Raw genomic sequence first — 14,043 nt, forward strand, 5'->3', positions numbered from 1 at the left:
GGGCAGTTGGGTGATGGTAGTCTTTGACATGTGGCATATCCTTTTCTCACCAGAGAATTGACGGCGTCTGAACACCGCCATGATATGCCGCCCCTCAGGGCATCACCAACTTTCGCGCGTTTCCCGGCGAAGGTAGATGCTGCACTCGAGGGTGCTAACTTAACCCGCGGCGTGGCTCTGCTCTCGAAGAGCTCCCGTTATGCCCCAGACTACCTTCTTCAATATTTGTCATCCGGCATTGGCCAAGCGCTAATCGAAAAAAACTTCAATGGCTCCGCACTTCAGGAAATTCCTATTGCGTCTCTGAGGAAGCTGCCCATCGCGGTGCCGACAGATTCCGAACAAAATGCCATCGCCGAAGTGCTCTCGGATGCGGATGCGCGGATTGCGGCGTTGGAGGCGCTGATCGCCAAGAAGCTCGACCTCAAGCAGGCCGCCATGCAACAACTCCTCACCGGCAAAATCCGCCTGCCGGGCTTCTCGGGTGATTGGGAGGCGAAGCGGCTGGGGGAGATATTGACTGTTCGACATGGCAAAAGTCAGCGTGGATTTGAGGTTTCGGGTGGTCGTTATCCTATCCTCGCGACGGGTGGAGAAATTGGGCGCACCAACACCTACCTTTATGATCGACCTTCAGTGCTGATTGGACGGAAGGGAACAATCGACCAGCCTCAATATGTCGAAAAGCCGTTTTGGACCATTGACACCCTGTTCTACACGGAGGTTTCTGCAAACGCGTCTCCCAAGTTTATTTTCTATAAGTTCCTCACAATTGACTGGCGCAACTACAATGAGGCTTCTGGGGTTCCAAGTCTTAGCTCACGGACCGTCGAGAGCATCGCGTTCAAATGCCCGGCTTTCGAAGAACAAACTGCCATCGCCGAAATCCTCTCCGACATGGATGAAGAAATCGCAGCACTGGAAGCCGAGGCCGAAAAGGCCCGCGCCATCAAGCAAGGCATGATGCAGAACCTGCTGACCGGAAAGGTGCGGCTGGTATGACGGTGGCCGACGCCCAGCGCGAACACTTGTTTATCGGCTGGGATGTCGGCGGCTGGAACTGCGACAGGAACCAGAACAGCCGCGACGCGCTGGTCGTGCTGGATCACGCGAGCCAGACCCTCGGCCAGCCCTGGCGCGGCAACCTGCGCGAGACGATCAACAGCGCGACCACGCCCATGGCGTTCCTCGCCGCGTTGCTCGCCCTTTGCAAGCTGGGCATTCCTAGCCAATCCTGCCACGCCACGCTCGCCATCGACGCGCCGCTTGGCTTCCCCGAGGCCTTCGCCCGCATGATTGCGGGTGGCACCCCGGTCGATCAGATCGGTCGCTCGGCCGCGAACCCCTATCTCTTCCGCCACACCGAACGGCGCCTGGTGGCCGAAGGGGTCACGCCGCTCTCGGCGATCAAGGACATGATCGGCAGCCAAGCGACGAAGGCCATGCACGTGGTCGCCCGCTTTGCCCCACAGCGCCCGTCGCCCGGCGTCTGGACAGATGGAACGCATCTGACCGTGATCGAAACCTATCCGGCGCTCTGCCGCGCCCGCCTCGGGCCGCAGGTTGGAACTGAACCGATCCCGAAGACCGGCCGTGAAGCAGACATCCATGACGCCGAGGCCTGCGCCCGCATCGCCAGAGACTTCCATTTGAACCGCGAGCGCCTTGAACCCCCGACCGATGACACCCCGGCATCGGAAGGCTGGATCTGGGCGCCGCGCCGCGTTTCTGTTGAGGCATAGTTCACGATGTGCACCGTTGGCCAGATCGAGAGAAGAACCCAGAAGCGCGTTGTCGACCTGTTTCGGAACGCGTTGGGCTATGACTACCTGGGCAACTGGATCGATCGCGCCGACAAGATCGGTCGACCGAATCGCAACATTGAGGACGAGTATCTGCGCCCCTTCCTGGACAGGCAGGGCTATTCCCCCGAACTGATCACCCGCGCGATCCAGCAGCTGACGAAGGTCGCCACCGATCAGTCCCGCGGCCTCTACGACACCAATCGCGCGGTCTATGACCTGCTGCGCTACGGGGTGAAGGTGAAGGCCGATGTGGGCGACCAGACCCGCACAGTCTGGCTGATCGATTGGGCAAAGCCTGAGGCCAACCATTTCGCCATTGCCGAAGAGGTCGCGGTGAAGCCCGCGGGCGACAAATCCTTCGGCAAGCGCCCGGACGTGGTGATCTATGTCAACGGGATCGCGCTGGGCGTGCTGGAACTGAAGCGCTCCACCGTGTCGGTGTCCCAGGGCATCCGGCAGAGCCTCGACAACCAGAAACCGGTATTCATCCAGCCGTTCTTCACCACCCTGCAGCTGATCATGGCGGGGAACGACACCGAAGGGCTACGCTATGGCGTTATCGAGACGCCCGAAAAGTACTGGCTGACATGGAAAGAGGAAGGCGGGCCGGAAAACCCCCTGGACCGCGCGCTGGTCCAGATGTGTGCCAAGCCGCGGCTCCTTGAACTGATCCACGATTTTCTGGTGTTCGACGCCGGCGTGAAGAAGACCTGCCGTCACAACCAGTATTTCGGTGTGCGCGCCGCGCAGGACCACATCCGTCGACGCGAGGGCGGGATCATCTGGCACACGCAAGGGTCGGGCAAGAGCCTGACGATGGTATGGCTGGCCAAATGGATTCGCGAGAACGTGCCTGACAGCCGGGTGGTGGTGATCACCGATCGCACTGAGTTGGACGAGCAGATCGAGAAGGTCTTCAACGGGGTCAACGAGGAAATTCTGCGCACGAAATCCGGCGCCGATCTGATCGCCCGGCTGAACGACACGAACCCATGGCTGCTGTGCTCGCTGATCCACAAGTTTGGCGGCAAGGAGGACAGCGACGCGGATGTCGAAGGTTACGTCGAGGATTTGAAGAGCGCGCTGCCCAAGGATTTCCAGGCCAAGGGCGACATCTTCGTCTTCGTTGACGAGTGCCACCGCACGCAGAGCGGCGATCTGCACAAGGCGATGAAGGCGATTCTGCCAAGCGCGATGTTCATTGGCTTCACCGGCACGCCGCTGCTGAAGGCCGACAAGCAAACCAGCCTAGAAGTGTTCGGCCCATATATCCATACCTACAAGTTCGACGAGGCGGTGTCGGACGGTGTGGTCCTCGACCTGCGCTATGAGGCCCGGGATATCGATCAAAACATCACGTCGCAGGCGAAGATCGACAAATGGTTCGAGGCCAAGACCAAGGGCCTGACCGATATGGCCAAGGCGCAGCTGAAGAAGCGCTGGGGCACGTTGCAGAAGGTGCTGTCCAGCCAGTCGCGGCTGGAAAAGATCGTGGCCGATATCCTGATGGACATGGAGACCCGGGACCGGCTTCAAAGCGGCCGCGGCAACGCCATGCTCGTGTCGTCGAGCATCTATCAGGCGTGCAAGTTCTTTGAGCTGTTCGACAAGACCGATCTGGCGGGCAAGTGCGCGATCGTCACCTCCTACAAACCGTCGCCGAACGACATAAAGGGCGAGGAAAGCGGCGAGGGGCTGACGGAACGCCTGCGACAATACGATATCTACAACAAGATGCTGGGGGGCAAGGAGCCCGAGGCATTCGAGAAGGAGGCGAAGCGGAAGTTCATCGATGAGCCAGGGCAGATGAAACTGCTGATCGTCGTGGACAAGCTGCTGACCGGCTTTGACGCCCCCTCGGCCACCTATCTCTACATCGACAAGAAGATGCAGGACCACGGCCTGTTCCAGGCGATCTGCCGGGTGAACCGGCTGGACGGGGACGACAAGGAATACGGCTACATCATCGACTACAAGGACCTGTTCAAGAGCCTTGAGACCTCGATCAAGGACTACACGGCCGAGGCTTTCGATGGTTATGACAAGGCGGATGTAGCGGGCCTGCTTTCGGATCGGCTTGAAAAGGCGCGCGAGAGGCTGGACGAGGCATTGGAAGCTGTCCGGGCTCTCTGTGAACCGGTCGAGCTGCCCCGCGATACCCTCGCCTACCAGCGCTTCTTCTGTGCAAAGGACACGGCCGACAAGGAGGCGCTGAAGGAGAATGAGCCGAAGCGGCTAACCCTCTATCGGCTGGTGGCCTCGTTGTTGCGCGCCTATGCCGATGTGGCAAACGAGATGAGCGAGGCCGGCTACTCCGAGGCCGAGGTCTCCAGTATCAAAGCGGATGTCGATCACTTCGAGAAGGTGCGGAATGAGGTGAAGCTGTCGAGCGGTGACTATATCGATCTGAAGATGTACGAGCCGGCGATGCGGCACCTGATCGACACCTATATCCGCGCCGAAGAAAGCGAAGTGATCTCGGCCTTTGACGATGTTTCGCTGATCCAGCTTATCGTTGAGAGGGGGGTGGATGCGGTCAACGCCTTGCCCCAGGGCATTCGTCAGAGCAAAGAAGCCGTGGCGGAGACGATCGAGAACAACGTCCGGAAGCTGATCATCGACGAGACGCCGATTAATCCGAAGTACTATGAGAAGATGTCCGAACTGCTGGACGCCCTAATCGAGCAGCGCAAGCGCGAGGCGCTGAGTTATCAGGAGTATCTCGCTCAGATAGTCGAGCTCACGAAAAAGGCCCAAGGGACCGAAACGGCCGCTTCGTATCCAGCCGCGCTGAATTCGAAGGCGAAGCGCGCGCTTTTCGACAATCTCGATGGGGACGAGGCCCTCGCTTTGGCGATCGACGAAGAAATTCGCCTCACCAAGAAGGACTCCTGGCGCGGCAACAGGTTCAAGGAGAAGGAGGTGCGCAACGCAATCAAGAAGCACATCTCTGACCCCGGTCAACTCGATGCGATCTTTGAACTGGTATGGAACCAGGATGAGTACTGATGCCGCCCAGCTGTCCGTTGGAGGCTTCGAGGTAGAGGTGGTTCGCAAGCCGATCAAGAATTTGCACCTCGGTGTCTACCCGCCTCATGGACGTGTCCGCGTTGCAGCGCCGCTAGAGATGGGTGACGAGGCCGTCCGGCTCGCTGTTGTCACCCGCCTTGCCTGGATCAAGCGCCAGCAGGCTAAGTTCGCGGCGCAGCCGCGCCAGTCCGAGCGACGCTATGTATCAGGGGAAACCCACTTCTTCCTGGGCCAACGGTATCGACTGAACCTGATCGAGGGGGCCAGGGCGGGGCAGGTTCGGGTTCGCAACAGCAAGACAATCGATCTCAATGTGCGCAATGACAGCGATCTGGCCATTCGAGAACGGGTGTTCCTCGATTGGTACCGGCGAGAGCTTCGTGCGCGAGCGAGACCCCTAATGGAGCGCTGGGCGGCGGAATACGGTATCGCAATGCCGAATTGGGGCATCAAGCGGATGAAGACCAAATGGGGCACCTGCAATATCGAAGCACGTCGAGTCTGGTTGAACCTCGAACTGATCAAGAAGCCGCCGCAGTGTCTTGAATACGTGATCGTCCATGAGCTGGCGCACTTCTTTGAGCGCAACCACACAGAGCAATTCGTGGCCCTTCTGGACCGGATGCTTCCGCATTGGCGGATCGTTCGTGACGAGCTCAACGCCGAGCCCCTGGCGCATGATGATTGGAGCACATAGCATTTGTGCCGCAGTCAGAGCGTCGCTCTGCTGGCATGCATCCCAGAACGCAGGATATCGGCTTTAGGTTTTCGATCCCGGTCCTGTCTGCCCAACGCCCCTGGCATCGAAGTGCTCAGCCATGGACTCGAAAAAGCCTCACAGTTTCTGACGCTTGCAAGCAATTCACCAAATCAGCGCAGTCATGAGGTCCGGAGAATACCGGTCCCGAGAGACCGCTTTCGAGCCACCTCGCACAGGGGCCAGTGCTCAGCCTCACCCGCATAACCCTCGAATACAACGAGAAAATCCGGCCGGAGCCGGATCGGGAGAACGCTTTCGCGGGGGCAAGTGGCGGAGGAGGTGGGATTCGAACCCACGGTACGCTTTCACGCACGCCGGTTTTCAAGACCGGTGCAATCGACCACTCTGCCACTCCTCCGGTTTGGATGTCCCTATAGCGGCACATGCGATTCTGGAAGACATGTTTCACGGGGAAATTCGCGCATCGAACGCCTGTGGACTTTTCACGGCGGAGGCAAGGCGCTAGACTGCGCTCGCGGGATCGCGCCGGAACAAGAGCAGACCCGACCGGAGACCCGGCGGATCAGCCGGGTGCTTTGGTTTTGTGCTTAGAGGCAAGGGGCAAGAAATGAGATTTGCGAGACAGGGCGACCATGCGCGGCTGTGCCGGCTCATGCTGATGGGAGCCGCATTTGCGGCGATGGCAGGCTGTGACGACAATGGAAACTTTGCGCTTTTGCCGGAGGGCAGCGGGAAACAGAGCACGACGCAGGATGGAGCGGCGTCGGGGCCGTCGGTCAAACTGGTGGAGCGCGACGTCGAGGCTCCGGACGTCTTTCAGGTGACGGATATGGGGTTGTGGGACGGGCGCCCATCGCTGGGCGGAGTCTGGGTGGCCCACCCGGATGTCAAAGAACCGGAGCGTGTGATCATCCGCAGCACGTCGGACTCGAAATTCGTGATTGGCGCGTTGTTCCGGCGTGAGCGTGAGGTTCCCGGACCAGCTTTGCAGGTGTCGTCCGATGCTGCGGCGGCATTGGGGATGCTGGCGGGGGCGCCCGCGCAACTCAACGTGACGGCGCTGCGTCGCGAGGAGGCTCCCGAGCCAGCCGCGCCTGGTGCGGGGCAAGCCGAAACAGACGAACCGGATGACGAAACCGCTCTTGCGGCGCCTGCGGATGTCGAGGCCACGACGCTCGATCCGGTGGCGGGGGCCGCGGCGGCGGCTATAGAAAAGGCCGAAGCGGCCGAAGCGGCACCGGCACCTGAGCCGAGCGCCAAGCCCGCGGCACCGAGCAGCTCATCGCTCGACCGTCCGTTTATCCAGATCGGGATCTTCAGCGTCGAGCAGAATGCACGCAATACAGCCACCTCGATGCGGCGCGCGGGCATGGTGCCGACCGTGCTGGAACAGAATTCGCAGGGCAAGGCGTTCTGGCGGGTGATTGTCGGTCCGGCCAGTAGCGTGTCGGAACGCGCGACGCTCCTCAAGAAAATCAAGGGGATCGGGTTTGACGATGCCTACGCTGTCACAAACTGATCGCAGGAGACACTGATGCGGATCATGCACCATCTGGCCGTTCTGGTGATTTGCCTCGGCGTTGCCTTGCCCGCGCGGGCCTTCGAGACGGGGGCGAGGGCGGCCTTTGTGGTGGATGTCACCACCGGCACGGTCCTGCTTGACAAGAACGCGGATACGCCCTTGCCGCCCGCCTCCATGTCCAAGCTGATGACGCTCTATGTGGCGTTCGAGGCTGTGCGCAGCGGGCGTCTGTCGCTGGATGAGCGGCTGCCGGTGTCGCGCCATGCGATGAGCTATGGCGGCTCGACCATGTTTCTCGACACGACAGACCGCGTGCGGGTGGAAGACCTGTTGCGCGGTATCATCGTACTCAGCGGCAATGACGCCTGCGCGGTGATTGCCGAGGCGCTGAGCCCGGACGGCACCGAGGCAGGCTTTGCGCGGTTCATGACCGAGCGTGCGCAACGTCTGGGTATGACCAATTCGATTTTCAAGAATTCCAATGGCTGGCCCGCCGAGGGCCATGTTATGAGCATGCGCGATCTTGCGTTGCTGTCGCGCCATATCATCGAGGACTTCCCCGAATTTTACGAGATGTTCGCGGAAAAGGAGTTTAGCTTCGACGGGCGCGCGCCCAGCAATATCTACAATCGCAACCCGCTTTTGGGGTTGGGGATCGGCGCGGACGGTCTCAAGACCGGACATACTCAAGAGGCCGGATATGGGCTGACCGGATCGGCGCAGCAAGGGGAGCGGCGGGTTATTTTCGCGCTGTCCGGACTGGACACCGCGCAGGCGCGGGCCCAGGAATCCGAGGCGATCGTGAATTGGGCGTTTCGTCAGTTTGCGCGCAAGTCTGTCGCGACGGCCGGGCAGGAAGTCGCGCGCGCCGAGGTCTGGATGGGCGAATCCGCGAGTGTTGGACTGACACCTGCCGAGAACGTGAGCACGTTGCTTCCGGTGCTCGGTGGCGATCAGCTCAACGCTCAGGTCGTCTATACCGGCCCGATGCGGGCACCGATCGCCAAGGGTGACGCGTTGGCCGAACTTGTCTTTGCCCCCGAGGGCCTGCCAGAGACACGGGTGCCGCTGGTGGCGGCAGAGAATGTCGCGCAGGGTGGATTTCTGACCCGTTTGCGCACGGTTTCGGGGCTCTTGCTCACGCGGTTGCAACAGGGGCCCGAGGGCGCGCTTTGAGCGGGCAGGGTCTCTTTATCAGTTTCGAGGGAATCGACGGGTCAGGCAAATCCACACAGGCGCGCCGACTTGCTGAGGCTATGCGCGAAAATGGCCGGGATGTCGTGCTGACTCGCGAGCCGGGTGGCAGCGAAGGGGCCGAGGAGATCCGGCGGCTGGTGCTGGAGGGCGACAAGGATCGCTGGTCGGCAGAGACGGAGATATTGCTCTTCACCGCCGCAAGGCGGGATCACTTGGAGCGCGTGATTGCCCCCGCCCTGACCGCTGGTCAGGTGGTGATCTGTGACCGCTTTGCTGACAGCACGCGCATGTATCAGGGTCTTGGCCGCGGGGACCTGCGCGGCGCTGTGGATCAGCTTCATAGCCTGATGATCGGGCGTGACCCGGATCTAACGGTGCTAATTGATCTTGATCCTGGTGTTGGGCTTGGACGTGCGCTGTCGCGTGGCGGTACTGAGGAGCGTTTCGAGTCCTTCGGTGAGAGCTTGCAATCGCGGATGCGCGCCGGCTTTTTGGCCTTGGCGGAGGAGTTTGCCGACCGCTTTGTCGTGATTGATGGTGGCCGCGCCATCGAGGCCGTTGCGGTGGATGTGGCCTGCGTCGTGGAGGCGCGCTTGCCATGAGCGATGGAGTGCTTCCGGAACCGGATCGCATCGAAGGAGCACCGCACCCGCGTCAGACGCTCCGACTGTTCGGGCAGGGCGTTGCCGAGGCTGCGTTTCTCGACGCGTTCAATACCGGGCGCCTGCATCACGCGTGGCTTGTCAGCGGGCCGAACGGTGTAGGCAAGGCGACGCTGGCCTGGCGCATCGCGCGGTTTCTTTTGGCCACGCCGGAGCCGCAGGACGGCGGGCTGTTCGGGGCGCCGCCTCCGCCCGAGACGCTCGATGTCGATCCAGAGACCCCGGTTGCGCGGCGGGTCATGGCCCTGGCCGATCCAGGGATTTTCCTTTTACGGCGCGGCCCGACCGACAAGGGTGACAGGCTGGCCAGCGAAATTCTGGTGAAGGAGGTTCGCAAGCTCGGCAATTTCTTTTCGCTGTCCGCAGCGGATGGAGGGCGGCGCGTGGTGATCGTTGACGCGGCGGACAATCTCAACATGCAGGCTGCAAATGCGCTGTTGAAAATGCTGGAAGAACCGCCTGCGCGCACCGTCATGCTGCTGATCTCGCACCAGCCATCCGGTCTTTTGCCGACAATCCGCTCGCGATGCCGGACGTTGCGGCTGGCCCCATTGGGGCCAGAGGATATGGCCGTCGCGCTCGATCAGGCGGGCATCGCACCCGAGGGCGATCCTGTCGCATTGGCGGAACTGTCTGGCGGATCGGTCGGCGCGGCAGTGCGGCTGATCAATCTTGGCGGGCTTAAGCTATATGCCGAACTGGTCGGCCTGATGGAAAACCTTCCGAGGCTTGACCGTCCTCGCGCGCTCAGGCTGGCCGAGGCGGCGGCGACGCGTGGTGCCGAAGAGCGGCTCGACCTGCTGTTCTCGCTGACCGATCTCATGTTGTCCCGTCTGGCCAAGACCGGGGCCACGGGACATTTTCCAGCCTCGGAGGCGGCACCTGGTGAGGCGGCCCTGCTGGCACGGCTCGCGCCGGACGCGCGCAAGGGGCGGGCCTGGGCCGATTGCGCCGAGGTGATTGGCGCACGGGCGCGGCATGGCCGGGCGGTCAACCTTGACCCTGCCAGCCTGGTCCTAGATACGGTGTTCAGGATTCAGCAAACCGCCGGGGCATGAGACCCCGACAAGGACAGGCATGAGCACCGACATTCGCATTACTGACAGCCATTGCCATCTCGACTTTCCCGATTTCGATGCCGAGCGCGGCGACGTTATCGAGCGCGCATTGGCTGCGGGCGTGAACCGCATGGTGACGATCTGCACGAAGCTACGGCAGGAGCCGCAAGTGCGCGCAATAGCTGAGGCGTATCCGGAGGTCTTCTATGCCGCTGGAACGCATCCGATGTCCGCCGCGGCCGAGCCTATGGCGAGTGTGGACGACCTGGTGAAACTGGCAGCGCATCCGAAATTCGTGGGCATCGGCGAGACAGGGCTTGACTATCACTACACTGCCGAGAGCGCCGAGGTGCAAAAGCAAAGCCTGCGCACCCATATCGCGGCGGCGCGGGAGACCGGCTTGCCGCTTATCATCCACGCCCGTGATGCGGATGACGACATGGCGCGCATCCTGACCGAGGAATATCGCACCGGCGCCTATACCTGCGTGATGCATTGCTTTTCCTCGGGGCCCGGTCTGGCCAAGGCGGCGCTCGATCTCGGGTTCTACCTGTCGATGTCGGGCATCGCCGCCTTTCCCAAGAGCCAGGCCCTGCGTGATATCTTCGCGTCCGCCCCGGTGGATCGCATTCTGGTCGAGACCGACGCGCCCTATCTTGCCCCGCCGCCCTATCGCGGCAAGCGCAACGAGCCTTCCTACACTGTGCATACCGCGCAGAAAGGGGCCGAGGTGTTCGGCATGGACTGGGCAGAGTTCGCCGCACAGACCGAGGCCAATTTCGAGCGGCTGTTCACCAAGGCGGTGCTGTAATGGGCGAGTTGCGCTTTACCATCCTTGGCTGCGGTTCGTCGGGCGGTGTGCCACGTCTTGGCGGCCATTGGGGGGATTGTGACCCGAACGAGCCGCGCAACGCCCGGCGGCGCTGTTCCATGCTGATCGAGCGCGAGACGGAAAATGGTCTGACCCGCGTGCTGATTGACACCTCGCCCGACCTGCGCGCGCAACTTCTCGACGCCGGCATCGGCGCGCTCGATGCGGTGGTCTACACGCACTCCCATGCCGACCATGTCCACGGGATCGACGATCTGCGGATGATCGTGTTCAACATGCGCCAACGCCTTCCGGTCTATGCCGATGGCGATACGCAGAACGCGCTTTATTCCCGGTTCGGCTACGCCTTCGTGCAACCCGAGGACAGCCCCTATCCGCCAATCCTCGACATGCACACGATTGACGGCCCGTTCGAGATCGAGGGGGCAGGGGGGGCTATTCCTCTCATCCCGTTTCAGGTTGGGCATGGCGCCATCGACGCGCTTGGCTTCCGGGTGGGCGACCTCGCATATTTGCCGGACGTGGCCGAAATCCCCGAGGGGGCCTGGCCTATGCTCCAAGGCCTTGATTGCTGGGTGCTCGACGCGCTGCGCCGCACGCCGCACCCGACGCATGCGCATCTTGAACTGTCGCTCAAGTGGATCGCGCGGGTGGCGCCGCGCCGGGCCGTGCTGACCAATATGCATATCGACCTTGATTATCAGACCGTCGCCGACGAGACGCCCGAGCATATCACCCCAGCTTATGACGGGATGATCCTCCGCTACGCGGTCTGATCCGGTGCAGGCGCTTTTCGAGATCATCCTGCCGGTGTTTCTGGTGATCGGCTTTGGTTATCTGGCAGTTTGGCGCGGCTGGTTTAGCCAGGCCGGGGTGGAAGGGCTGATGACTTTCACCCAGAAATTCGCCATTCCCTGCCTGTTGTTCACGGCGATCTCCCGGCTCGATCTCGGGCAGAGTTTCGACCTGCGGCTTTTGTCGAGCTTTTATCTCGGCGCGCTCTCGGGCTTTGGTCTGGGGCTCTTTGGTGCGAGACTGATCTTTGGTCGCTCATGGGAAGACGCGGTCGCCATTGGATTTTGCTGCCTGTTCTCCAACTCTTTGCTTCTGGGCCTTCCCATCATGGAGCGCGCGTATGGGGCCGAGGCACTGGCGGCGAATTTTGCCATCATCGCGGTGCATTCGCCGTTTTGTTACGGGGTGGGCATCACGGTAATGGAGGTCGTCAAGGCGCGCGGCGTGGCGGGCCCCAAGGTGGCGTACAAAGTGCTCAGGGCGATGTTCTCGAACACCCTGATCATGGGGGTTGCGGCGGGGTTCGTTGTCAACCTCACTGGGGTCGCTCTGCCCGGTCCGGTGCAGGACGGGCTCGACCTGATGGTGCGTGCGGCCTTGCCAGCGGCGCTCTTCGGGCTGGGCGGTGTGTTGGTACAATATCGGCCCGAGGGGGATCTTCGGGTGATCCTCTATGTCTGCCTGATCTCGCTGGTCGTGCATCCGGCGATCACGCTGGGGCTGGGCGTCGGGTTGGGCCTGCCTGACGAGGGCGTGCGGTCGGCGGTGGTGACGGCGGCGATGGCGCCCGGGGTGAATGCGTATGTCTTTGCCAATATCTACGGCCATGCCAAGCGCGTGGCGGCGTCAAGTGTGCTGATTTCTACGGCGCTCACGGTGGTGACGGCTTGGGTGTGGTTGCAGGTCTTGCCGTGAGTGGCCTTGAGCGGACCTAAGAGCCAACCGCGCGAACAGCACCGAAGGTGCCGCGCGATCGCCGGGCCGTCCCGCGGCCTGGCGATTTGATGTGGCGTGCAACGTGTTGAGTTGAGAATGACTTGGCTGGCATAAAGCGCCCGCAAAGGCCGTTGCATCGCCAGTCCCCGGCCCTGCGACCGCGCGGCACCTTCTGGCGGGATGCAACGGCAGCTCCAGGCCAAATCCGCCCGTTCTCTTCGCCCCTCATCACGTCTTGAGTGGTGCGCCCCCGGCAAAGCTGTTGCCGTGGACGTAATCACAGGGCGCGTCCTGCATTTCCAGGTGCAGCCCGTCCCCGTCGAAAGGATGCGCGCGGGCCAGGTCCTCGTCTACCTTGATGCCGAGGCCGGGTGTTTCAGGAGGCACCACGAAACCATTTTCGACACGTATGCCCCCCTTGATGAGCGCGTCGTGAAACGGCGTCTCAATGGTTTCGGCCATCAAGATATTGGGGATTGAGGTGGCCAGATGCACATTGGCTGCCCATTCGATTGGGCCGGCGTAGAGATGCGGGGCCAGTTGTGCGTTATAGACTTCGGCCATGGCCGCCACCTTCTTCATCTCCCAGATGCCACCCGCGCGGCCCAGAGCCGGTTGCAGGATCGCCGCCGCGCCTTCGCGCAGGATGGGGGCGAATTCAGCCTTGGTGGTCAGGCGTTCACCGGTCGCCACCGGAATACGTACGGCCTGCGCGACACGCGCCATGGCCGCCACATTGTCGGGCGGCACGGGCTCTTCATACCAGAGCGGGGAGTAAGGCTCGAGCGCCTGTCCGAGGCGGATGGCACCGGCGGTGGTGAACTGCCCGTGGGTGCCAAAGAGAAGGTCGGCGCGGTCGCCCACGGCCTCGCGGATGGCGCGGCAGAAGGCCACCGACATCGAGATGTCGGACATCGCGGGCATATGCCCGCCGCGCATCGTGTAGGGGCCTGCCGGATCGAATTTTATCGCGGTATATCCGCGACTTACGCAGTCGAGCGCACTCTCCGCGGCCATCTCGGGGGAGGTCCAGAATAGGCTCAGATCGTGGTGCGGCAGGGGGTAGAGATAGGTATAGGCGCGGATGCGCTCGTTCATGCGCCCGCCCAAGAGTGCCCAGACAGGCCGCTCACGCGCCTTGCCCAAGATGTCCCAGCAGGCGATTTCCAGCCCTGAGAACGCCCCCATCACCGTCAGATCAGGGCGCTGCGTAAAGCCCGAGGAATAGGCGCGGCGGAACATAAGTTCAATGTTTTCAGGGCTTTCACCTGCCATGTGGCGCGCGAACACATCCTCGATCACGGCGCGCATCGCGTTCGGCCCGACGGAGGCGGCATAGCATTCGCCCCAACCGGTGATGCCGTTATCGGTGGTCAGTTTCACCAATATCCAGTAGCGCCCGCCCCAGCCGGGGGCGGGGGGTGAGGTCACGATGATGTCGAGGTCTTGCAGTTTCATGGCGGTCTCCGGGGGCTGATTTTGCCG

Annotated in this window: 12 protein-coding genes and 1 tRNA gene; 11 read left to right on the forward strand and 2 right to left on the reverse strand. The window is 62.0% G+C overall.

Annotation, left to right across the window (positions count from 1 at the left end; translation table 11 throughout):
- Positions 1–171 precede the first annotated feature (171 nt).
- Genes Q0X85_RS13285 through Q0X85_RS13300 form a run of 4 tightly spaced genes read left to right on the forward strand, consistent with a single transcriptional unit; the run spans position 172 to position 5,532 of the window.
- Positions 172–1,002 (forward strand): restriction endonuclease subunit S, encoded by an 831-nt coding sequence (locus tag Q0X85_RS13285; RefSeq protein WP_297772588.1) that lies wholly within the window; start codon positions 172–174, stop codon positions 1,000–1,002.
- Entirely contained in the window at positions 999–1,742 is a 744-nt protein-coding gene (locus Q0X85_RS13290; protein ID WP_297772589.1) for a hypothetical protein, read from the forward strand. Before Q0X85_RS13285 ends, Q0X85_RS13290 begins: the two co-directional genes overlap by 4 nt.
- Positions 1,743–1,748: 6 nt before the next feature.
- The gene (locus Q0X85_RS13295; RefSeq protein ID WP_297772592.1) at positions 1,749–4,814 is read left to right on the forward strand and encodes a type I restriction endonuclease subunit R; all 3,066 of its coding nucleotides are present in this window, start codon (positions 1,749–1,751) and stop codon (positions 4,812–4,814) included.
- Positions 4,804–5,532, forward strand: coding sequence for a SprT family zinc-dependent metalloprotease (locus Q0X85_RS13300; protein ID WP_297772594.1), 729 nt, complete (start codon positions 4,804–4,806; stop codon positions 5,530–5,532). The genes Q0X85_RS13295 and Q0X85_RS13300 overlap by 11 nt, the downstream gene beginning before the upstream one ends.
- A 331-nt stretch (positions 5,533–5,863) precedes the next feature.
- Here Q0X85_RS13300 and Q0X85_RS13305 read toward each other — a convergent pair.
- A tRNA-Ser gene (locus Q0X85_RS13305) sits at positions 5,864–5,953 on the reverse strand.
- A gap of 210 nt (positions 5,954–6,163) precedes the next feature.
- On the opposite strand from Q0X85_RS13305, the gene Q0X85_RS13310 reads away from it, so the two are divergent.
- The 7 genes from Q0X85_RS13310 to Q0X85_RS13340 are packed head-to-tail and all read left to right on the forward strand — an operon-like array spanning position 6,164 to position 12,537.
- Positions 6,164–7,075: an SPOR domain-containing protein gene (locus tag Q0X85_RS13310; RefSeq protein ID WP_297772597.1), complete on the forward strand. Its 912-nt coding sequence runs from the start codon at positions 6,164–6,166 to the stop codon at positions 7,073–7,075.
- Positions 7,076–7,090: 15 nt separating this feature from the next.
- Complete coding sequence (locus tag Q0X85_RS13315) at positions 7,091–8,254, forward strand: D-alanyl-D-alanine carboxypeptidase family protein (RefSeq protein WP_297772599.1); 1,164 nt, start codon at positions 7,091–7,093, stop codon at positions 8,252–8,254.
- Positions 8,251–8,877 (forward strand): dTMP kinase, encoded by a 627-nt coding sequence (tmk, locus tag Q0X85_RS13320; protein WP_297772601.1) that lies wholly within the window; start codon positions 8,251–8,253, stop codon positions 8,875–8,877. Before Q0X85_RS13315 ends, tmk begins: the two co-directional genes overlap by 4 nt.
- On the forward strand, positions 8,874–9,995 hold the full coding sequence (locus Q0X85_RS13325; protein ID WP_297772603.1) for a DNA polymerase III subunit delta': 1,122 nt from the start codon (positions 8,874–8,876) through the stop codon (positions 9,993–9,995). Before tmk ends, Q0X85_RS13325 begins: the two co-directional genes overlap by 4 nt.
- 19 nt (positions 9,996–10,014) lie before the next feature.
- Complete coding sequence (locus Q0X85_RS13330; RefSeq protein WP_297772606.1) at positions 10,015–10,806, forward strand: TatD family hydrolase; 792 nt, start codon at positions 10,015–10,017, stop codon at positions 10,804–10,806.
- Complete coding sequence (locus tag Q0X85_RS13335; protein ID WP_297772608.1) at positions 10,806–11,603, forward strand: MBL fold metallo-hydrolase; 798 nt, start codon at positions 10,806–10,808, stop codon at positions 11,601–11,603. Before Q0X85_RS13330 ends, Q0X85_RS13335 begins: the two co-directional genes overlap by 1 nt.
- A gap of 4 nt (positions 11,604–11,607) precedes the next feature.
- Complete coding sequence (locus Q0X85_RS13340) at positions 11,608–12,537, forward strand: AEC family transporter (RefSeq protein WP_297772610.1); 930 nt, start codon at positions 11,608–11,610, stop codon at positions 12,535–12,537.
- 249 nt (positions 12,538–12,786) lie between these two features.
- Here the strand turns inward: Q0X85_RS13340 and Q0X85_RS13345 are convergent, their stop codons facing one another.
- Entirely contained in the window at positions 12,787–14,016 is a 1,230-nt protein-coding gene (locus Q0X85_RS13345) for a mandelate racemase/muconate lactonizing enzyme family protein (protein ID WP_297772613.1), read from the reverse strand.
- Positions 14,017–14,043: the final 27 nt, after the last annotated feature.

This window comes from uncultured Roseovarius sp. (genome assembly GCF_947259555.1).
Lineage (GTDB): Bacteria > Pseudomonadota > Alphaproteobacteria > Rhodobacterales > Rhodobacteraceae > Roseovarius.

Bases quoted from the DNA above. Each gene is read 5' to 3' on its own strand.
- Q0X85_RS13290 (WP_297772589.1), top strand. From the start codon at position 999: ATGACGGTGGCCGACGCCCAGCGCGAACACTTGTTTATCGGCTGGGAT.
- Q0X85_RS13295 (WP_297772592.1), top strand. From the start codon at position 1,749: ATGTGCACCGTTGGCCAGATCGAGAGAAGAACCCAGAAGCGCGTTGTC.
- Q0X85_RS13300 (WP_297772594.1), top strand. From the start codon at position 4,804: ATGAGTACTGATGCCGCCCAGCTGTCCGTTGGAGGCTTCGAGGTAGAG.
- Q0X85_RS13310 (WP_297772597.1), top strand. From the start codon at position 6,164: ATGAGATTTGCGAGACAGGGCGACCATGCGCGGCTGTGCCGGCTCATG.
- Q0X85_RS13315 (WP_297772599.1), top strand. From the start codon at position 7,091: ATGCGGATCATGCACCATCTGGCCGTTCTGGTGATTTGCCTCGGCGTT.
- Q0X85_RS13325 (WP_297772603.1), top strand. From the start codon at position 8,874: ATGAGCGATGGAGTGCTTCCGGAACCGGATCGCATCGAAGGAGCACCG.
- Q0X85_RS13330 (WP_297772606.1), top strand. From the start codon at position 10,015: ATGAGCACCGACATTCGCATTACTGACAGCCATTGCCATCTCGACTTT.
- Q0X85_RS13335 (WP_297772608.1), top strand. From the start codon at position 10,806: ATGGGCGAGTTGCGCTTTACCATCCTTGGCTGCGGTTCGTCGGGCGGT.
- Q0X85_RS13345 (WP_297772613.1), bottom strand. From the start codon at position 14,016: ATGAAACTGCAAGACCTCGACATCATCGTGACCTCACCCCCCGCCCCC.